A 20,073-nucleotide genomic window follows, 5' to 3' on the forward strand; every position below is an offset into this window, starting at 1 on the left:
TCTCGCCCTTGGTCTGAAAAAAAGGGGCGGTAATGGAACTCGTGCATTGGCTGTTCATCATTTTTGGCATCGCGTTGGCGCTCACCACGCAGTGGTGCCTTCTTGCACCGTTCAGCCTCGAGTGGAAGCCGCTGCGCGACCAGATTACTGAACAGGTCACCCAATCGGCCGCGCTGCTCGAAGAGTGCGCTTCAGGGATCGACGCCAAGGCCTAGCCTCCCGGCCGGTTCGGCCCGCCTGCAGCCCCAGGCCCTCTAAGATGCTCGCTCTTTCTGGATGACGTGAAGACGCGAGAGGCAAAGGGAGGGCCACGCATGATTTCTTTGCTCCACACCGCGGACTGGCAGATAGGCCGCGTGTTCTCGCAGTTCGAGCCCGACGACGCTGCGGCACTGTTCGAGGCGCGTTTCAAGGTGGTCGAGCGGCTGGCCGCCATTGCGGCCGAACGCAAGGTCGATGCCGTACTGGTCGCGGGCGACGTGTTCGACCTGCAGACCGTGTCGGACAAGACCATCCGGCGCATGTTCAACGCCATGCAGGGCTTTTCCGGCCCCTGGCTGATGATTCCGGGCAACCACGACTCGGCGCTGAGCGAATCGGTCTGGAGCCGCGCGCAGCGGCTGGGCGCCATTGCACCGAACATCGTCTGCTGCCTGGAGCCGAAGCCCCACACGGTGGCGGGCAAGTTCACGCTGCTGCCCGCACCGCTCACGCAGCGCCATACCTACGGCGACCTCACCGACTGGTTTGCCACAGCGCCAAGCGAAGAGGGGCTGCCCCGCATCGGACTGGCGCACGGCTGCGTGCAGGGCATCCTGTCCGAAGACATCGACTCGGCCAATCCCATCGCGACCGGGCGCGCGGCGCAAGCCGGGCTCGACTACCTTGCGCTGGGTGACTGGCACGGCACGCGGCAGATCGACGACCGCACCTGGTACGCGGGCACGCCCGAGACCGATCGTTTCAGAGCCAACGATTCGGGGCAGGCGCTGCTGGTCGGCGTCTCAGGTGCCGGGGCGGAGCCGACGGTCGAAGCGCTTCGCACAGGCCAGTTCGATTGGCAGCAATGGGAGCCGCGCCTTGCGGTGCCCTCCGACATCGACGAACTGGTCGAAAAGCTGGAGCAGGTGAGCAGCAGCGACGTGCTGCAACTTCGCGCGCAGGGCACCTGCGACCTCAACGGCCATAGCAGACTGAGCACCGCGCTCGACGCCGCCCGCGCTCGCGCCCGTGCGCTGGTGTGGGACGGCGAAGCGCTGCGGCTGGAGCCCACGGAAGACGACATCCAGGCGCTGCACGCCGACGGCTTTGTCGGCGAGGCGCTTCAGGAGTTGCGCGCGCAGCAGGGCGATGCCGATGCTGAACTCGCCCGCGACGCGCTGCTCACGCTCGCCCGCATCCTCGACGCGCAGGGAGCCGCCGCATGAAGTTGCAGCGTCTTCGCATCGAGAACTTCAAGCTGTTCCGCGCACCGCTCGAAATAGACGGCTTCACCGACGGACTGAATCTCTTCGCGGCGCCCAACGAATCGGGCAAGTCCACCGTCGCCGAGGCCATTCGCGCGGCCTTCTTCGAGCGGCATCGCTCCAGCGCGGTCGAGCACCTGCGGCCATGGGGAGAAAGCTCGGCAACGCCCACCGTCGAGGTCGACTTCGAACTCGACGGCAAGCCATGCCGGCTCACCAAGGCCTTCCTCGGCAAGAAGCGCTGCGAGCTGGTCATCGACGGCAAGTCCATGGACGGTGCGGTGGCCGAAGACCACCTGGCGGCACTGCTGGGCTTTCGCTTTCCGGGCAAGGGTGCCAGCACGCCGGAGCACATGGGCATTCCGGGGTTGCTGTGGATCAAACAGGGCACTTCGCACGACATTGCCAGCGCCGTGGGCTTTGCCAGCGATCACCTGCGCAACGCACTGGGCGAATCGCTGGGCGAGCTGGCCTCCAGCAATGGCGATGCGGTGCTGAAGGCGGTGGAGAGCGAGCGCAACGAACTGCTCACGCCCGCCGCCGGAACACCGCGTGGCGCCTTCGCGGATGCCATCAGGCTGCGCACGGAGCTCGAAGCCGACATCGAACGGCTGCGTGCCGACATCGAGTCCTATCAGTCGGGCGTGGACCGCCTCTCAGGCCTGCGCCGCGATCACCAACGAGACGAAGCCGCACGGCCCTGGACGGCATTACGGGAGCAGCTTGCTATCGCACGGCAACGGTTGGACGAAGCCAAGGGGTTGAACGACAGGAAGACCGCGCAGGACGCCGCGCTCAGGCAGGTCACCGCGCAGGTGAATTCCTGGCGCACCCAACTCCAGGCGATGGAGCGCGAGGAAGCCACGGTCGTCCTGCGAGAGAAGAATCTGCAGGCGGCACAAGAAGGCTTGGCCAAGGCGCTAGGTGAACTGCAGGCGTGGGAACCCCGCCACGCGGCTGCGGCGAAGGCCGATGCCGGCGCGCGCGACAACCTCCGCCTCGCGCGGCAGGCGGCCTCCCGCATCGCGCAGGAGAAAACCGTCGAAAGCCTGGCCGAGCAGCTTGAGGCACTCGCGCAGAGCCATGAGAAGGCAAAGGGCGAGCAGGACAAGGTCACTCGCCTGCAGGCCGAGGCACAGGCTCTCGCGGTGCCGGAAGGCGAGCTGAAGCGGCTTCAGCGCTGCGCCGACGTGCATCGCACGGCGCAAGCCCGGCTCGATGCGGTGGCGACGGCCCTGGAGTTCGAGCTGCAGCCTGCTGCGAAGGTCCGGGTCGCCGGAGCCGAGCTTTCCGGCTCGAAGCGCCAGACCGTCATCGCGCGGACCGACATCGAGATCGAAGGCATAGGCCGCATCACCGTGCTGCCGGGCGGGGCCGACCTGGAAAGCCTTGCCATCGAACGCGACCGCGCACGCGACGAACTCGCCGGGCTGTTGCAGGCCCTGCGCGCGGAGAGCGTGGCCGCCGTCGAAGAGCGCATGCGGCTGCAGGCGTTGCGCAAGGGGGAAGCCGGTGCGGCGGTGGCCGTGCTGGCTGCGCTGGCACCGAAGGGGCTGAGCGCGCTTGCCGCGGACATCGCCACGCGCGAGGCCCGGCTGGCTGAAGCAAGGCAGGTCCTGCAGGGCATGCCGCCGGCCGACGCGGCGATGCCATCGAGCGCGCAGGCCGAATCGGAGGAGGGCGCCGCGCGCGCGGCGCTGGAGACAGCGTCCGCGGCGCTCAACGACGCCAAGGTCGCCGCCGGCAATGCGCGCGAGCAGGTCAAGGCCGCCGAAGACGAACTCGCGGCGGTCAAAGCCACGCTGAACGACCCGATGCGCGCCAGCCGCAAGACGGAAGCCGGCGCCGCATTGACGGATGCGCTGGCACAGCAGTCGGCCCTGCAAGCCAAGGTGGCCGAACTGGCGCAGCAGTTGCAATCTGCCAACCTGCCTGTGCTCGCGCAGGACGTTGAACGGCTGGAGCAAAGCGTCAAGCAGGCCGAGGCCACGCACAGCCAGCGGGCCAACGAGATCACCCGGCTGGAAGCCGAACTCGAAGCAAGGGGCGCGCTGGGCCAGGAAGAAGCTGCGTCGGAAAAACAGCGCGAACTCGAGCACGCAACGCGCCGTTGCGCCGAACTCGAACGCCGGGCGAAGGCGCTCGACCACCTGCTCAAGCTGCTGCGCGAAAAGCGCTCGGCCCTGGCACGACGCCTGCGCGCACCGCTGCAGAAGCACCTCGACCACTACCTGCAGATTCTTTTCCCCGGTGCGCAGGTCGAAGTCGGCGACGATCTTTCGCCGGGCCGCATCACGCGGCAAGGCCTGCGAGGCGCCCAGAGCGGCGCGTTCGAAGAGCTCAGCGTGGGCGCGCGGGAACAGATGGGCGTCGTTGCCCGGCTGGCCTATGCGGACCTGTTGAAGGAAGCGCGCAAGCCGACCTTGCTCATCCTCGACGACGCGCTGGTGAACACCGACGAAGAGCGCCTGCGGCAGATGAAGCGGGTGCTGTACGACGCGGCAACGCGACACCAGATATTGATCTTCAGTTGCCATCCGGAGGCCTGGCGCGATCTCGGGGTCGTGGCGCGCAGCATCCCGTGACGTCTTGGGGCCGCGACGCCCATCGGCAATCACACTATCCAGAATATCCGGCCGGTCGCTAAACTGCGCCGTCATGCGTCGCTGGCTTTGTACGTCCGCAGTTATCGCTTTTCTGTGCTGTCAGGGGTTGGCCGTGCTTGCCCAGAACATGGCGGGCTTCGGGCAGCATCAGGCCAACGTCGCGCAGGTGCATCAGTCAAGCGCCTGCGAGCCTCATCAGGGCCACGCCGGCGCTTCGGTCCTGGATAACGGCATCGACTCCGACGAGGTGGACCTTGCCGCCGGAAGGCGCGAGATTTCACTGCCGGTCCTTAGACCGGAAGCCCCCTTGGAATTTGCCGTGACGGTCTTGCCGTCCGCGCCTCTCGAACGGCCCATGCGGCCGCCACAACTCCTCTCCTTCTTCGAATAGGTCGTCCAGTTTCGACCTGGGGCCTGCGGGCCCTGCTCATTGCGTGTGCTCGCGCCGTCGGCATTGACGGCCGTCCGATGCACATCGCCATCAAGAGGACGAAGAAGAGGAGAAAAGCCATGGAGCAATCGAGTGACGTGATGTTTGCCAGGCTGGCCGATTTCAGGATCGACGCCGAATTGCTGAGGCAGCATTTCCTGGCACACGTGAAGCCGCTGCCGTCGACGCCATATCGCGACAACCGCGTGGACTACATCGGTTGGGCAGTCACAAGCCGCGACGGCACGCTGGAAGACGGCATCCGGCGGATTCCCGCAAAGAATGCGCGTGGCGTCACGCCGACAGACGCCTGCAGCGGCTACCTGGCCCGGGTGATGAATGCGCTGCGCAGCCATGGCCTGACGCCCTTCAGGGCCCGGATCATGCAGCTCGAAAGCGAAGGCGAGGAGATGCCGCTGCACAACGATGCGGCCAAGGAAACCTGGCGCCTGCACATCCCCATCATCACCAACCCCAATTGCTTCTTCGAATGGCAGCGCGCCGACGGCAGCATCGAGAGCGTTCACCTGCCCGCCGACGGCTCGGCCTGGCTGGTGCGGGTGGATGTGAACCACAGGGCGGTCAATCGAAGCCAGCAGCCGTCCAACCGGGTTCATCTGCTGATGGGACTGGATGCCAATCCATCCTTCGAGATGCTGACCGAGCCCTGGTTGCCTGTGCTCCAGCAGCAGTTGGTGGCTTGAGCGCGTATGAAAAATGCCCGGTGGCTGGTGTGCCTGGTGGCAGCCGTGCTGCCCGTCGCTGCGCAGGAAGTCGAGGCCGGCCGTTGCCGGGTGGAGCGCAACGCAACGCTCTCCCAGTTCGACCGCGTCTATGTGCGTGACGAGTTCCGCATCCGCTACACGCTGGAGGGTGCCCACGCGCTGCCGGACATTCGCGACCTCGACCGCAACGGCATACCCGACAAGGTGCAGGACGTGGCAACGCAACTGGTCGTGGGGCGCAGGCTGTTCACTGATGTGATGGGGCTGACGCACCCCATGCGCCAGCCACGCTATGCACGCGCCACCTCGATCGACGTATTCCTGCTGAAGATGGAGAAGGGCAACGGGATGTCCTACGACGAGGTGATGAACTACCGCCTGGGCTCCGACAAAGCGGCCGGCGGCTGTGCTCTTCGCATCGATCTGCTCAACCGCCACGCGAACCAGAACGTGACGCCGATCCACGAGCTTTTTCACCAGTACCAGTACGGCTACACCATGTTCAAGGCGCGCTGGTTCCTGGAAGGCACCGCGCGCTGGTCGGAGTACGCGCTGCGCCCCGGAAGCGGGCCGCAGCAGCCGTTGCCGGCCACACTGCCGGCACTGCGCGAGCAGGTGTTCTCGCAGACCTACGGGGCGAGCGGCATGTGGAACCGTCTGGCAAGCATGCTCGACCCCGACGGCCGGCTCAGGCTGCCGTCCGGCCTGGCGCAGACCACTTATGTCGATGGCAGCCTGGTCATCCAGGACGATCAATTGCACGGCGCGGCCTTCATCAAGGCGCTGCTGGAGGCGCTAGGCCCGCTCGACCGGCAGGTCGCGGAGCGAAATGGCTGGCCGGTATTCGGCTGGAAGGAGGAGGATCAGCGCTCTTCCGCGTACGACACTGAGATATTCAAGGGCGTGCTCCAGGCGACGCGGAGTGAAGCGGCGCGCTCGAAGGCCCGTAGATCGGCCGAACTGGAAGAGTTTCTTGCGCTGGAGGCGCTTGTGAAAAAGGATGTGCCATGAGTCTGGGTGAACTGCTGGCGTCGGCCAGGCCCGCGATTGCAACCTTGTGGGATGAATGCACGAGCGCCAGCGCCAGCGCCGGCATCGACGTAGAGGCCGCGGGCGTGCTCTTCATGTCGGTCTGCAACGGGAAGGAGCGGGCCCATGTCGTGACCATCCGTGGAAAGAACTTCGAGCAGGCATGGGTCAGGGGTGCGCAGTTGCTGAATGCCTGGCTGCGCAAGCAGAAGGGCGCCGCGCCAATCTGGCTGCGGGTGGACGTGGTGCACACCGTGCACGCCATGTCCTGGCAGGAACTGAAGCAGGGCCTTTCGACGACCAAGCGCAACTACTTTCGCCATGGCATCGCGTTCAAGCCCGATTTTTCCGTGGCCATTCTCGAGCCTGAGATTGGTGCGCACGCCGTGCTGTACGACGGCGCACTCGAAGAGGCGACACCCAATGCGGCCAATCTCAAGCTCTACGGCAAGTACCGCTATGGGCTGGAGCTGGAGTGGCCGACCCAGGCGCAGCAGCCGATCTGGGTCTTCGACACGCGGGCAGTGTTCACCGACGGCAAGCAGCTTCACACCATCGAGCATCAGGGGCGGGGCAAGGGCCATCGCGTCATGCCGAACTGGGATGCGAGCCAGGTGCACGACATCGTCGCGACCAGCACCGCCTACCTCGCAAGGCAGGTCAAGCCGACCGGCCACTACCACTACGGCTGGTTTCCCTGCTTCGACCGCCCCATTCCCACCTACAACGCGCTGCGGCACGCCAGCTCCACCTACGCGCTGCTCGAAGGCTGGGAGCTGACGCAGCGCCCCGAGCACAAGGCCGCCATTGACCGGGCGCTGGCCTACCTCACGCAGACGTTGATCCAGCGCGCCGCGCTGCCGGGCGGGGAGCAGGGCGCTTTTCTCGTGGACGTCGACAACGGCAACGAGATCAAGCTGGGCGGCAATGCCGTGTGCCTGCTGGCGATGGTCAAGTACACCGAACTCACCGGCGACCGGCAATACCTGCCGCTGATGGAGCAGCTGGCCCTGGGCATCGTGCACATGCAGGACCCGAACTCGGGCCGCTTCGTGCATGTGCTGAACCACCCCGACCTCAGCGTGAAAGAAGAGAACCGGATCATCTACTACGACGGCGAGGCCGCCTTCGGCCTCATGCGCCTGTACGGGCTGACCAATGATCCACGCTGGCTGCAGACCGTGGAGAAAGCATTCGGGCATTTCATCGAAGCCAGACACTGGCAGGCCCACGACCATTGGCTGAGCTACTGCGTCAACGAACTCACGCTCTACAGATCGGACGAGCGCTACTACCGCTTCGGCCTGGACAACGTGCGCGACCATCTGGACTTCGTGCTCGAGCGCATCACCACCTTTCCGACGCTGCTGGAACTGATGATGGCAGCGCAGAAGATGATCGCGCGCATGCAGGCCGACCCGCAGCACGAGCACCTGCTGCGCGGCTTCGACATCGACAAGTTCTACCGGGCCCTGGAGCAGCGTGCCCGCTACCTGCTGACGGGCCACTTCTGGCCCGAGATCGCCATGTTCTTCAAGAACCCGGGGCGCATCGTGGGCAGCTTCTTCATCCGCCATCACAGCTACCGCGTGCGCATAGACGATGTGGAGCACTACCTGTCGGGCTATGTCGCGTACTGGAAGTACCTGCAGGGCGGCGGGCGGCCTTTCCTGACGCAACAGGAAGAGGCAAGGCAAGCGGCACCGACCGCCTTCGCGCAGACGTAGCGGTGTTTCCTGCCGCCCGGAAACGCTCCGGGTAGGCGGTTTGTCATGTCCCATGCCCACGCGGGCAGGGCGCTTGACTCCCCCGCAAAGGGGCGCTTCGCTCATGTGCGAAGACAGCGCGATTCCTAAAGTCATCCCCAGGCCGAACGCTTCTGCCCATGCCGGGCAAACAGGCGATTCGGGCCGGTCACGACAAACGGGGAACACGCATGGAACTGCTCGCACCACTGCCAAGAACCTTCATGAACCTGCTGCGGGAAGACGCAGGCATGTCGTTCATGGAGGTCGCGCTGATCGGCGCTCTGGTGATGGTCGTGTGCCTGCTCCTGTTGCTCGCCATCCGGCGCAGCGCCTGACCCACGGAGCCAACCATGCAAGACCTCGACGCTGTTCTCGAACTGCTGGCAATGCTGGCTACAGACGTTCGAATGCTCGCGCTCGTCGCACTGCTCGCAGTGGCTGCCGTCAGCGATTGGCGCTCCTACCGCATTCCCAACTGGCTGACCTTCGGCGGGGCGCTCTTCGCGCTCATCTACGGGACGCTTGCCGCCCGCACGCCGACTGCAGGCGCAATGAGCGCTTTCGGTGGCCTGGGCGTGGGCTTCGCCGCGATGCTGCCGTTCTATGTCTTGGGATTGATGGGAGCGGGCGACGTGAAGCTCATGGCCATGGCCGGGGCCTTCATCGGCCCGCAGCAGACGCTGATGGCGGTGCTCTTCACCTTCATTGCCGGAGGCGTGGCGGCACTGGTGTTCGCCATCCACCGCCGTCGCCTGGCGCACATGCTGGCCAACGTCAAGACGGCGGCGCAAGGCATGGCGATCTCGAGCATGGCGGGCATCCGCCCTACGGGGCACGTTCACATGAGCCAGTCCGTGGGAAAGCTGCCCTACGGCATCTGCATCGCGGCGGGCACGGTGGTCGAAGTGCTCGCGCATCAACTGGGCTATGTCTAGCCCTCCCATCTTTTACCTGCGACGGAGGTTCGTATGAAGAACATCAAGGCAATCGGGCTGATCCTTCTGGCCCTTCTGACGGGGCTGGCGGCCGCGGTCTACGCGGCCGGGTGGATCTCCCGGCAAAGCGGCATCGCGTCCAACAAGGTCGTGGTGGCTGCCGTCGACATCGAACTGGGCAGCCGCGTCAACGCGCAGATGCTGTCCACGGTCGATTGGCCCAGCGACTCCGTGCCCGCAGGCTCATTCAGCGACATCAAGCTGCTGGATGAACGCGTGGTGAAGGTCGGCGTGCTGCGCGGCGAAGCCATCATGGAAGGCAAGCTGGCGCCGGTGGGCACCCAGGGCGGGTTGTCGGCGGTGATCGCCAGTGGCAAGCGAGCCATGACGGTGCGCGTAAACGACGTGGTCGGCGTCGCCGGCTTCGCGCTGCCGGGCAACTACGTCGACGTGATGGTCAACGCCCAGCAGGACAAGGGGCGCGGCGAGGAAGCGTCGCAGATCAGCAAGACCGTGCTCGAGAAAGTGCTGGTGCTGGCGGTGGCACAGGAGGCCAACCGCGACGACACCAAGCCCAAGGTCGTGAGCGCCGTGACGCTCGAACTGTCGCTCGAGGATTCGGAAAAGCTCGACCTGGCACGCAGCGTGGGAACGCTGTCCCTGGTGCTTCGCAACCAGATGGACAAGACCACGGTTGCCACCGGCGGCATCACCAAGGGCCAGCTGTTCGGCGAGAAGGCCATCGTGCAGGTCTCCACCGCTGCTGCGCCGGCCCCAGCCCGCCCGCGTATTCATCGTGCAGGCCCCGCCGCGCAGCCGGCTTCCCAGTGCGTGGAAGTCATCCAGCACGCGGGCAGCTCGCTGACCTGTTTCTGATCCGGTCACCAGGAGGAACACCAAGTGCGCCATCTCTCAACAACACTCGCCAGTCTGCTGGCGACCCTCGCGACAGTGGCGGCTCCCGCCATGGGCGCGGAGGTCGCGGCAACCGCCTCGGCCACGGCCGCCATGCCGGCCGCAGCACTTGCAACGCCTCCGGCGGCGGCGGGCAACGCCGCCAACGCCCGACGCTGCACCGCCATCATTCCGGACGACCAGCCAACCCAGGCCGTGCTGGGCAAGTCAGTGGTCATTCCGCTGAAGGCGCGTGTGGTGCGCATCGTGGTCAGCGGCCAGCCGTCGGCAAGGGCACCCGCTGCCGCTGCCGCCGCCGTGCCGGCAGGCATGCAGCCCGCGCCGGCCATGGCCGCCAATGCGAACACCGGCGATGGCGTTGCCGATGTCGACGTGACGTTGCTGAGCCCGACCGACCTGTTCTTCCGCGGCCGCCAGGCAGGCTCGATGAACGTCGTGCTGCAGAGCGCCGACGGCACCTGCTATATCAAGGACGTGATCGTCACCATCGATCCGATGGCGCTGCAGGCCAAGCTGGCGGAGCTGATGCCCGAAGAGCGCCGCATCCGTGTGCGCAGTGCAGAAAAATCCATCGTACTCACCGGCGAGATCAGCGACGCGCTCAAGCTCGACGACGTGATGAGCCTGGCATCGGCCTACGGCGCGGACGGCAAGAAGGTGGTGAACCTGCTGCGCATCGCGACACCGCAGCAGGTGATGCTTGAGGTGAAGATCGCCGAGGTCAGCAAGACCCTGCTCGACCGGCTGGGCGCAAGTGTTGGCATCGCGCGTTCGGGCAATGGCGGGCTGAACAATTACTCGCTGATTTCCAATTTCCTGAGCACGGGCGCGGGTCTGGTCCAGGCGCTGCGCATCGGCCGCACCTCGCTGACCATCGACGGGCAGAAGGACGATGGGCTGGTGCGCATTCTTGCGGAGCCCAACATCATGGCCATCAGCGGCCAGCAAGCCAGCTTCCTGTCGGGCGGCAAGATCTTCATTCCGGTTTCACAGAGCGCTGCTGGCGGTAGCGGGACGAACATCACGCTGGAAGAAAAAGAATTCGGCATCGGTGTCAAGTTCACCCCGACGGTGCTCAACGGCGACCGGATCAACCTCAAGATGGTGTCCGAGGTGTCGGACCTGTCGCAGACGGGTTCGCCGTTCACAACGGTCGGAGGTGTCACCGCCGTGCTGCCTTCGCTGACGGTGCGGCGCGCAGACACCACCGTGCAGCTCAACGACGGGCAGAGCTTCGTCATCGCCGGGCTCATCAAGAGCAACGTGACGGAGAGCGTCAAGCGGTATCCAGGCCTGGGCGAAGTGCCGGTGATGGGTGCACTGTTTCGCAGCACTGAGTTCCAGAACGAACAGACCGAGCTGATGTTCGTCATCACGCCGCGCCTGGTTCGCCCGTTGGCCCAGTCGCCACGGGTCCCGACGGACAACCACGTCGTTCCCAGCCGCGCCGAGATCTACCTCAACGGCGCCCTCGAAAGCGCCACCCCGGCACCGGCCGCCCCGGCCAGCGAAACCCCGTGAGGAGCACCGTCATGTTCATCAGATCGACCGCCATTGCGCTCGCATGCCTTTTTGCCACCGGCTGCTCGCATGTCACGCCCAACTACGACGCGCGCTTCGGCGACGCGGTGCGCGACGCAAAGAAAAAGATGACGCTGAACCCCGACGCCGGCAAGAACGGCGACCCGGTCGCGGGCATGGACGGCCGCTCGGCACGCGAGTCGATGAATCAGTACCACGAGTCCTACAAGTCGCCCCCGCCGGCGGTCAACGTCATCAACATCGGCGGCGGCATCGGTAGCCAGGGCGGCGGCTCGGGCAAGTAACGGGCTGCATTTTTCTCCCGAATTCGTTCCTCGAAGTCTTTTCATGGAAAGGAGAGCGCCACGAACTGCAACGAACTTTTTTCCCCACCACACCATTGTTTTCAAACCTGATTTCCAACTGTTCAAACCTTGAAAGGAAAGAACCATGAAGAACTTTCTCCAGGCCATCGGCCAATCGACTCGCGGCTTCATGCTCGAGGAAGAGGGCGCACAGGTCGTCGAGTACGCGCTGATCATCGCGGTCGTCTCCATCGCGTTGGTCATTGCGTTGAGGGCGCTCACCACCGGTGCCACCTTCACGAACTTCATCAGTCGCGTCAACGTGTGCCTGAACGGGCCGGGCCCCTGCGTCTAAGTGGCGTTCGGGGGAGGGGAGCGGGTCCGGTCTTCCGGCCTGCTTCGCTCCACCCGTTCATCCACTTCCACCTGACTTTTTTTCCACAACGAATCGAGGTCATCACCATGTTCAAGAAATTCCTGAAAGACGAAAGCGGTGCTCAGGTCGTGGAGTACGCGCTGATCATCGCTGTCGTTTCCATTGCACTGGTTGTTGCGCTGCAGTTGCTTGCCAGCGGGGCGCCCTTCACAAACTTCATCAGTCGCGTAAGCGTGTGCCTGAACGGGCCGGGCCCCTGCGTCTAAGTGGCGTTCGGGGAGGGGAGCGGGTCGGGCCCTCCGGCCCGCTTCGCTCCACCCCTTCATCCGCTTCCACGTGACTGTTTCTCCACAAAAGTCGAGGTCATCACCATGCTCAAGAAATTCCTGAAAGACGAAAGCGGTGCCCAGGTCGTGGAGTACGCGCTGATCATCGCCGTCGTTTCCATTGCGCTCGTGGTTGCACTGCAGCCGCTGTCGATCGCGGCAAGCTTCGGATCCCTCGTGGCGCGGATCGCCGTTTGCCTGGGCGTGTCCGGCTGCGTGTGAAGCGGACCAAATCTTCTCCACCGCTCAGCAGGAAGGCCGATCATGAAAACCAACCACTCCCATCGCCGCCAGGGTGGTGCGATGATTGTCACTGCCGCGTTGGTCATGCTGTTCCTGTTGGGCTTCATGGGTATCGCGCTCGATTTCGGGCACCTGTTCGTCATCAGGACCGAACTGCAGACGGCGGTGGACAGTTGCGCCTTGGCCGCTGCGCGTGAGCTCGACGGGCAGGGCACGGCCCTCACGCGGGCCGCGAGCGCAGGCCAGACCGCGGGCAACGCCAACCGGGTGAACATGCAATCAGCTACCTGGGGTGGGCAGGGCCAGATCGTCGCTGCCGACATCGTGTTCCGCGACTCGGCCTACGCCATCACGACCGCGCCCTCCGTGGCTCGCTATGCGCAGTGCATGCACACCCAGCCCAACGTCAACATCTGGCTCATGAAGGCCATGGGCGCCTTCTCGGGCGATACCGCCAACAATCCCGCGACGCGCAGTGTCACGGCAAGCGCGGTCGCCACGCGCGCCAGTGCACAGACAACGTGCCCGATTCCCGTCGCCATGAAACCCAAGCCGGGCGGCACTGCACCGAACTACGGTTTTGTCGTCGGCGAATGGGTGACGCTCATCCAGGCGCAGAACGCGGCCGCTGGCGGCCAGATCGGCTGGGCCAATCTCGATGGCAGCAACAGTGCTTCGGAAACCGAAGCAGAGCTCAACGGCCGTTGCGGCACCAGGGTGGGCGACACGCTCGGCACGCCCGGCGTGCAGACCTCGGTGGCCGACGTCTGGAACCAGCGCTTCGGCATCTACAAGAACACCGGCGATCCGAGCGTGAATCGGCCCGACTACACCGGCTATGCCTACACATCATCCAACTGGCCCACGCAGTTCAATGCCTACAACGGCGCGCCGGGTGCAGGAGCCGATGCGACCGCCCAGAACTTCGTGACCAAGCGGGCCGCCTTTGCGTCCTGCGCCGACACCGGCACCAAAGTGAAGGGCGCGAACAGTTGCGAATCGATCACGGGGCTGTCGCTCAACAGCTTCCAGAAGCTGGCCAACCCGGGCAACGTTGCCGGAGGCCACATGCAGTACGGCTTCGACCGCCGCATCGTCACGGTGCCGGTCATTGACGGCAGCAACCACGTGATCGACTACGCCTGCATGCTGATGCTGCAGCCGCTGAGCATTCCGATGACCGACACGGTGCTGGAATTCCGCGGCAACGCGGGCGCCGCGGGCAGCCCTTGCACCACCAGCGGGCTGGCTGGCGGATCGGCGGGCCCGCTGGTTCCGGTCCTGGTGAGATGAGGCAAGCGCCATGAAAAGAACATCCCATCGCACGCAGCACGGTGCGGCTCTGGTCGAGCTGGCGCTGATCACGCCGCTGCTTCTGCTGCTGACTTTCATCACCACCGAGTTCGGCCGTGCGATGTACGAGTACAACGCGGTCGTCAAGTCGACCCGCGACGCGGTGCGCTACCTGTCCGTACAGACGCCCGGCACGCACGTCACCGAGGCCCGCAACCTGATCGTGTACGGCAACACGGCCGGCACCGGGACGCCGCTGGTGCGCGGGCTGAGCCTGTCGAACGTGCCGTCCGGCAGCTGCTGCACCTGGCAATCGGCCGGGGCGAACCCGATCATTACCACGGTCACGGTGCGCGTCAGCAGCTACACCTTCCATTCGTTGTTCCCGTCGGTGATCGGCGTCGTCTTCACCGATGCGAACGGCAACATCGTGTTCAGCGACATCACCGCAACCATGAGGGCGCCATCATGAGAAACCGCGTCACCGGAGCGACCACGGTCGAGTTCGCACTGGGCCTGATCGTCTTCCTCATGCTCGTTCTGGGCATCGTCGACTTCTCGCGCATGCTGTTCATGTGGAACGCGGCCCAGGAGGCAACGCGCGCAGGGGCCAGGTATGCGGTGGTGTGCGACGACACCGGCCAGCAGGCCCTCGTACTCGCCCGCATGAAGGCGCTGCTGCCGCAGATAAGCACCGTGTCGGTGGTTTGGGCGCCTTCGGGCTGCACGGCCGCAACCTGCCAGGGCGTCACCGTGAGCATTACCGGGCTCAACTACCAGTGGATTTCTCCCATAGCGGGTGGTATCGGGCCGCTGATCCAGATGCCTGGTTTTTCCACCTACCTGCCGCGCGAGGTGATGCGCAAAGACCCGAACAGCGCGGCCATCTGTTCCTAGCAACGCACCGGACACGACCATGAAGATCGCCATCATCTCCCCCAATCCGAACCATCTCCAGGACATGCGCAAGGTCCTCGAGGCGCGCTCGCATCACGTGTCGCTTTTCGAAGGCGGCAAGAGCCGGATGCAGTGGGTCGTCGAGAAGGCGGCTCCAGAACTCCTGCTGGTCGACGGCATGTGCTGCGATCTCCAGGAGCTCGTGCTGGTGGAGAAGCTCACGATGCAGCACCCGGCAATCGCGGTGGTGCTGCTGTGCGCCATGCAGACGCCGGAGTTCCTGATCCACGCGATGCGTGCTGGTGTGCGCGAGGTGCTGCCGTCGCCCTCTGACACCGTCGCGCTCGAAGCCGCCGTCGAGCGCATCGGGCTCAAGATGGCCGGCACCCAGGCGCGCGGCCCTGGCCAGGTCGTGGCGTTCATGCCCTGCAAGGGCGGCAGCGGATCGACCTTTCTCGCGACCAACATCGCGCACCAGCTCTCGCGGGAGCGCTCGGTGCTGCTGATCGACCTGAACCTGCAGTTCGGCGATGCGCTCTCGTACGTGAGCGACTTGCGGCCTACCTCCACGATGGCGGACGTAGCGCGCGACATCGGCCGCCTTGACGCGTCGCTGCTCGCGGCCAGCGTGGTGCGTGTGGCGCCGGGCTTCAGCATCCTGCCCGCACCCGACGATCTTTCGCGCGCGCTGGAGGTGAAGGCCGAACACATCGACGCGATCCTGCAGGTTGCGCTGCCGATGTACGACTTCGTGCTGTTCGACCTCGGCACGCGCATCGACACGCTCTCGATCAAGGTGCTGGACCGCGCCGACCGCATCTTTCCCGTGCTCCAGCCGAGCCTGCCGCACATCCGCAACGTGACGCGCCTGATGCAGGTGTTCAAGTCGCTCGGCTATGCCCCCGGCAAGGTCGAGCTGCTCGTGAACCGCAGCGCCGGCGGCGGGGAGATCGGGTTGTCGGACATGCGCCGCTCGCTGGTTGGCGCGACGCTCACGATCGTGCCGGACGGTGGCAAGGACGTGGATGCGTCCATCAACCGGGGCGTGCCGCTGGCGGAGATGTCGCGCGGCAGCACGCTCGCCAAGCGGCTCGCCGAGATCGCTCACTCGCTCAGTCCGCGGCAGGAGGCGACGCCCGGCTTCATCGGACGGCTCTTCCGCCGTGCCTGAGCACCACCGGATCATTCTTCTTCAACAGCAAGGCAGGTTCCCATGTCATTCAGAGAACAGCTCAATGCGATCGACGCCGATCCCACTGCGCGGCCCGAAGGGCACGCAGCCGACCTGACTGCGTCGCCCTTTGCGTCGGATGCCTACAAGTTGCTGAAGGAGCGCATGCACCTGAAGCTGCTGGAGCGCTTCGACCTGGCGGCGCTGGAAACCCTGAAGCCCGAAGTGCTGCGCCAGGAAATCTCGACCATGGTCACGCGGCTGCTGCAGGAGGAGCCCGAGGCGCTCAACGACATCGAGCGGCGCACGCTGATTCGCGACATCCAGCACGAGATGCTCGGCTTCGGGCCGATCGAGCTGTTGATGGCGGACCCGTCCGTCTCGGACATCCTGATCAATTCGCACGAGAAGATCTACGTCGAGCGCCGGGGCCGGCTGGAGCTGACCAACGTCAGCTTCACCGACGAGAAGCACCTGCTGCGCATCATCGACAAGATCGTCTCGCTGGTGGGGCGGCGCATCGACGAGTCCAGCCCCATGGTCGACGCGCGGCTGCCCGACGGCTCGCGCGTCAATGCGGTCATCGCGCCGGTGGCGCTCGACGGGCCGATGATGTCGATCCGCCGTTTCGCGAAGATCCCGCTGCGCATGGAGAACCTCGTGAACGAGCTCAAGACGCTGACGCCGCCGATGGCGCAGATGCTCGAGGGGCTGGCCCAGGCGAAGGTCAACATGCTCATCTCCGGCGGCACGGGCGCGGGGAAAACCACGCTGCTGAACATCCTGTCGGGCTTCATTCCGCCGACCGAACGCATCATCACGATCGAGGATGCGGCGGAACTCCAGCTGCAGCAGCCGCACGTGGCGCGCATGGAGACGCGGCCGATGAACATCGAGGGCAAGGGAGAGATCACGCAGCGCGCGCTGGTGCGCAATGCACTGCGCATGCGGCCCGACCGCATCGTCATTGGCGAGGTGCGCGGCGCCGAGGCGGTCGACATGCTGCAGGCGATGAACACAGGCCACGAAGGCTCGCTCACCACCATCCACGCCAACACGCCGCGCGATGCGCTGGCGCGGCTGGAAAACATGATCGGCATGGCGAACCTGAACCTGCCGCACCGCACCGTGCGCCAGCAGATTGCGTCGGCCATCACGGTGGTCGTGCAGGTGCTGCGGCTGGTCGACGGGCGGCGCAAGGTCACCAGCATCCAGGAGATCACCGGCATGGAAGGCGAGGTGGTCACCATGCAGGAGATCTTCACTTTCCACCAGACTGGCATGGGGCCCGACGGCCTGGTGCGTGGCCATTTCCACGCGACGGGTGTCAGGCCGAAATTCGCGGATCGGCTGCATGCCTACGGCGTGGATCTGCCCGACACCATGTTCGAGCCGACCAAGCACTACGAATAGGAGACCGCCATGTTCAGCAATCTTGGAGGCAATGCGCTCATCACCGTCACAGTGCTGGTTTTCGTGACCGTGCTGTTGATGATCGAGGGCCTGTATCTGCTGTGGCGTTCCTATAAGGGGCCGGAGGCGCGCAAGATCGAGAAGCGGCTGCAGGCGTTTTCTGCCGCGGTCGATCGCACGCCGCAGGCCCACTTGGTCAAGGAGCGCATGCTCAGCGAGGTGCCATGGATGCAGCGCGTGCTGCTGACACTGCCGCGGGCGCACCGGCTGGACCGCTTCATCCTGCAGGCGGGGCTGGACTGGACGGTTTCCAGCTTCGTGCTGGTGTGCGGGGCGCTCGGCGTGTTCGCGTTGTTCGTGACGGCGTGGGTGGGCCGCCAGCCGATGCTGCTGGCGCTCGCCGCCGGGATCGGCGGGGCGATGCTGCCTGTGCTCTACCTGCAGCGCCAGCGCAGCCGCCGGCTGGCCCGCATGGAGCGGCAGCTTCCGGACGCGCTGGATCTGGTGACGCGCGCCCTGCGCGCAGGGCACTCGTTCGCGAGTGGCGTGCAGATGATCGGCGAGGAAATGGCCGACCCGATCGCCACCGAGTTCCGCATGGTTGCCGACGAGGTGAATTTCGGCGTCTCGCTGCAGCAGGCCCTGACCAACCTCAGCGAGCGCGTGCCGCTCACCGACCTGCGCTACTTCGTGGTGGCGGTGCTGATCCAGCGCGACTCCGGCGGCAACCTGACGGAGGTGCTGAGCAACCTGAGCAAGCTCATTCGCGACCGGCTCAAGCTGCTCGCGCGGGTGCGGGTGCTGTCGTCAGAAGGGCGGCTGTCGGCCTGGATCCTGGGGCTCATGCCGTTCGCCCTGGCGGCGCTGATGAACATCTTCAACCCCGAATTCATGGCGCCGCTATGGACGGACCCGATCGGGCAGATGGTGATCAAGTACATGCTGGGGCTGATGCTGATAGGCATCGTGCTGCTGCGCAAGATCGCGAAGATTCGCGTCTGAAGGAGAAGAACCATGACCATGCTGTTTCCCATCCTCGTTTTCCTGGCCGTGTCGCTGGCGATCGGCGGCCTGGCGGTCTGGATGTCTCCGACCCGCACCGAGCAGCGCCTGCAGGCGGTGGCGCCGTCTGCAGGCAAGTCGGCCTGGACCGAAACCGCCGTCAGGATCGTCGGTCCCTTCGCGCAGCTGTCGTCGCCTACCGGTGAGGCGGCCCTGTCGCCTCTGCGGGTGCGGTTCCTGAATGCGGGTATTCGCTACCCGGACGCCTACCTCGTCTACTTCGGCATGAAGACGCTGCTGCCACTGGGCTTTGCCGCGCTCGCGTTCCTGGCGATGCGGGCCACTGGCGCGGCGGACGGCACTGAGATGCTGCTGTACCTTGCGGTGGCAGCGCTGGCCGGCTGCTACCTGCCCAACATCGTGCTGCGCCTGCTCATTCGTGCGCGTCGCCGCGAGATATTCGAGAACTTCCCCGATGCGGCCGACCTGATGCTCGTGTGCGTCGAAGCGGGGCTGGGGCTGGACGCCGGCCTGGCCAAGGTCACCGACGAAATCCAGGTCAAGAGCGTGGCGCTGGCGCAGGAGCTGCATTGGAGCAACCTGGAAATGCGCGCCGGCGGCACGCGCGAGAAGTCGCTGCGCAACCTGGCGCTGCGTACGGGCGTGGAAGAGATCGGCACCTTCGCAACCATGCTGACCCAGTCGGACCGGTTCGGCACCAGCATCGGCGAATCGCTGCGCGTGTTCTCGGAAGATCTGCGCCACAAGAGGCAGGTTCGCGCGGAAGAACTGGCGGCCAAGGTGCCGACCAAGATGCTGCTGCCGCTGGTGCTTTGCATCTTTCCGTGCATCTCGCTGGTCATCCTCACGCCGGCGGTGATCCGGATCATCCGGATGGTCGCGCCGATGTTGAGCGGGTCTTGAATCGATTTGCCGCCGCGCTGGGGGCAACCCGGTGCGGCGCGCTGTTTCAGTGCGCCGGCGCCGTATCGAGCTGGTGCTTCACCGCGTAGATGTACAGCTCGAGGCGGTTCGTCACGCCGAGCTTCTGGTAGATCGACGTGAGGTGGTTGCGCAGCGTGTGCTCGGTGACGAAGAGCTTCTCGGCCAGTGCCTTGTTCGAGGCGCCGCTGCCGGCCACGACGATGCGGACGATCTCCCGTTCTTTCTGCGTCAGGCTCGCCAGCCTGGTGGCTTCGGGGTCGGCCTTCGGGGGCTTCTTCACCGAAGTCAGCTGAGAGAAGACGCGGCCCATGGTTTGCGCATCGACGCAAAGCTCGCCTTTGTAGACGCGCTCGATGGCCTCGAGTACCTGCTGGGCAGGGGCGTCCTTGCGCATCACGCCGCGCGCGCCGTGCAGCACGGCGAGGTCGAGGGTGCGCTGCTCACGCTCTGCGGTGAGCACGACGACGCGCGACACCTCGTTCGACAAAAGCCTGGGCAGGATGTCGATGGCGCACCGGCCGTCGAGGTCGAGGTCGAGCACGATGACGTCGGGGGCGAGATCGTCCGAGGTTGCCACTGCGTCTTCGCAACAGCTGGCCGTGCCGACGACCCGCATGCGCGGCTGCTCGCCGTCGATCAGCCTTGACAGGCCCCACAGCATGGTCTGGTGGTCGTCCACGAGCAGGACACCGATGGAATGGGCAACTGGTTGCATGACTGATTCCTT

General features: G+C 65.4%; 23 protein-coding genes. 22 read left to right on the forward strand and 1 reads right to left on the reverse strand.

Translation table 11 applies throughout. The features are described 5' to 3' along the window. The first annotated feature begins 32 nt into the window (after positions 1-32). The 22 genes from ACZYSP_RS01880 to ACZYSP_RS01985 all read left to right on the forward strand — a co-directional run bounded on the left by ACZYSP_RS01880 (position 33) and on the right by ACZYSP_RS01985 (position 19,325). Positions 33-215, forward strand: coding sequence for a hypothetical protein (locus ACZYSP_RS01880; protein WP_093058360.1), 183 nt, complete (start codon positions 33-35; stop codon positions 213-215). 99 nt (positions 216-314) lie between these two features. Further along, positions 315-1,427, forward strand: coding sequence for a metallophosphoesterase family protein (locus ACZYSP_RS01885; protein WP_489012867.1), 1,113 nt, complete (start codon positions 315-317; stop codon positions 1,425-1,427). Continuing rightward, positions 1,424-4,051: an AAA family ATPase gene (locus tag ACZYSP_RS01890; protein WP_489012868.1), complete on the forward strand. Its 2,628-nt coding sequence runs from the start codon at positions 1,424-1,426 to the stop codon at positions 4,049-4,051. Before ACZYSP_RS01885 ends, ACZYSP_RS01890 begins: the two co-directional genes overlap by 4 nt. A 133-nt stretch (positions 4,052-4,184) precedes the next feature. Further along, positions 4,185-4,463 carry a hypothetical protein gene (locus ACZYSP_RS01895; RefSeq protein ID WP_489012869.1) on the forward strand — a complete coding sequence of 93 codons (279 nt, stop codon included), beginning with the start codon at positions 4,185-4,187 and terminating at the stop codon, positions 4,461-4,463. Between the two features lie 77 nt (positions 4,464-4,540). Further along, positions 4,541-5,206 (forward strand): aspartyl/asparaginyl beta-hydroxylase domain-containing protein, encoded by a 666-nt coding sequence (locus tag ACZYSP_RS01900; RefSeq protein WP_256329597.1) that lies wholly within the window; start codon positions 4,541-4,543, stop codon positions 5,204-5,206. 6 nt (positions 5,207-5,212) lie between these two features. Beyond that, positions 5,213-6,238, forward strand: coding sequence for a hypothetical protein (locus ACZYSP_RS01905; RefSeq protein WP_489012870.1), 1,026 nt, complete (start codon positions 5,213-5,215; stop codon positions 6,236-6,238). After that, a complete protein-coding gene (locus tag ACZYSP_RS01910) occupies positions 6,235-7,983 on the forward strand; it encodes an AGE family epimerase/isomerase (RefSeq protein WP_489012871.1) in 1,749 nt (582 codons plus the stop codon). The genes ACZYSP_RS01905 and ACZYSP_RS01910 overlap by 4 nt, the downstream gene beginning before the upstream one ends. Positions 7,984-8,192: 209 nt before the next feature. Continuing rightward, the gene (locus tag ACZYSP_RS01915; RefSeq protein ID WP_176928961.1) at positions 8,193-8,339 is read left to right on the forward strand and encodes a hypothetical protein; all 147 of its coding nucleotides are present in this window, start codon (positions 8,193-8,195) and stop codon (positions 8,337-8,339) included. Between the two features lie 15 nt (positions 8,340-8,354). Then, on the forward strand, positions 8,355-8,939 hold the full coding sequence (locus ACZYSP_RS01920; protein WP_489012872.1) for an A24 family peptidase: 585 nt from the start codon (positions 8,355-8,357) through the stop codon (positions 8,937-8,939). Positions 8,940-8,972: 33 nt separating this feature from the next. Next, complete coding sequence (gene cpaB, locus ACZYSP_RS01925; RefSeq protein WP_489012873.1) at positions 8,973-9,815, forward strand: Flp pilus assembly protein CpaB; 843 nt, start codon at positions 8,973-8,975, stop codon at positions 9,813-9,815. Between the two features lie 24 nt (positions 9,816-9,839). After that, entirely contained in the window at positions 9,840-11,375 is a 1,536-nt protein-coding gene (locus ACZYSP_RS01930) for a type II and III secretion system protein family protein (RefSeq protein WP_426393107.1), read from the forward strand. 11 nt (positions 11,376-11,386) lie between these two features. Next, positions 11,387-11,680, forward strand: coding sequence for a hypothetical protein (locus ACZYSP_RS01935; protein WP_426393108.1), 294 nt, complete (start codon positions 11,387-11,389; stop codon positions 11,678-11,680). 145 nt (positions 11,681-11,825) lie between these two features. Then, entirely contained in the window at positions 11,826-12,035 is a 210-nt protein-coding gene (locus tag ACZYSP_RS01940) for a Flp family type IVb pilin (RefSeq protein WP_278879879.1), read from the forward strand. Between the two features lie 107 nt (positions 12,036-12,142). After that, positions 12,143-12,322, forward strand: a complete 180-nt coding sequence (locus ACZYSP_RS01945) for a Flp family type IVb pilin (protein WP_426393109.1) — start codon at positions 12,143-12,145, stop codon at positions 12,320-12,322. Positions 12,323-12,427: 105 nt separating this feature from the next. Further along, a complete protein-coding gene (locus tag ACZYSP_RS01950) occupies positions 12,428-12,604 on the forward strand; it encodes a Flp family type IVb pilin (RefSeq protein ID WP_426393110.1) in 177 nt (58 codons plus the stop codon). 42 nt (positions 12,605-12,646) lie between these two features. Continuing rightward, a complete protein-coding gene (locus tag ACZYSP_RS01955) occupies positions 12,647-13,918 on the forward strand; it encodes a pilus assembly protein TadG-related protein (protein ID WP_426393111.1) in 1,272 nt (423 codons plus the stop codon). A 10-nt stretch (positions 13,919-13,928) separates the two neighbouring features. Beyond that, positions 13,929-14,390 carry a TadE/TadG family type IV pilus assembly protein gene (locus tag ACZYSP_RS01960; RefSeq protein ID WP_489012874.1) on the forward strand — a complete coding sequence of 154 codons (462 nt, stop codon included), beginning with the start codon at positions 13,929-13,931 and terminating at the stop codon, positions 14,388-14,390. After that, the gene (locus ACZYSP_RS01965; RefSeq protein WP_489012875.1) at positions 14,387-14,815 is read left to right on the forward strand and encodes a TadE family protein; all 429 of its coding nucleotides are present in this window, start codon (positions 14,387-14,389) and stop codon (positions 14,813-14,815) included. The genes ACZYSP_RS01960 and ACZYSP_RS01965 overlap by 4 nt, the downstream gene beginning before the upstream one ends. Positions 14,816-14,834: 19 nt before the next feature. After that, a complete protein-coding gene (locus ACZYSP_RS01970) occupies positions 14,835-15,986 on the forward strand; it encodes a CpaE/TadZ family protein (RefSeq protein WP_489012876.1) in 1,152 nt (383 codons plus the stop codon). Between the two features lie 42 nt (positions 15,987-16,028). Beyond that, entirely contained in the window at positions 16,029-17,399 is a 1,371-nt protein-coding gene (locus ACZYSP_RS01975) for a TadA family conjugal transfer-associated ATPase (protein ID WP_489012877.1), read from the forward strand. A 9-nt stretch (positions 17,400-17,408) separates the two neighbouring features. Beyond that, the gene (locus ACZYSP_RS01980) at positions 17,409-18,401 is read left to right on the forward strand and encodes a type II secretion system F family protein (protein ID WP_426393116.1); all 993 of its coding nucleotides are present in this window, start codon (positions 17,409-17,411) and stop codon (positions 18,399-18,401) included. Between the two features lie 12 nt (positions 18,402-18,413). Beyond that, the gene (locus ACZYSP_RS01985; RefSeq protein WP_489012878.1) at positions 18,414-19,325 is read left to right on the forward strand and encodes a type II secretion system F family protein; all 912 of its coding nucleotides are present in this window, start codon (positions 18,414-18,416) and stop codon (positions 19,323-19,325) included. 46 nt (positions 19,326-19,371) lie between these two features. Here ACZYSP_RS01985 and ACZYSP_RS01990 read toward each other — a convergent pair whose 3' ends face one another. After that, positions 19,372-20,061, reverse strand: coding sequence for a response regulator (locus tag ACZYSP_RS01990; protein WP_093173670.1), 690 nt, complete (start codon positions 20,059-20,061; stop codon positions 19,372-19,374). Between the last annotated feature and the right edge of the window lie 12 nt (positions 20,062-20,073).

This window comes from Variovorax sp. F042, from assembly GCF_057814215.1.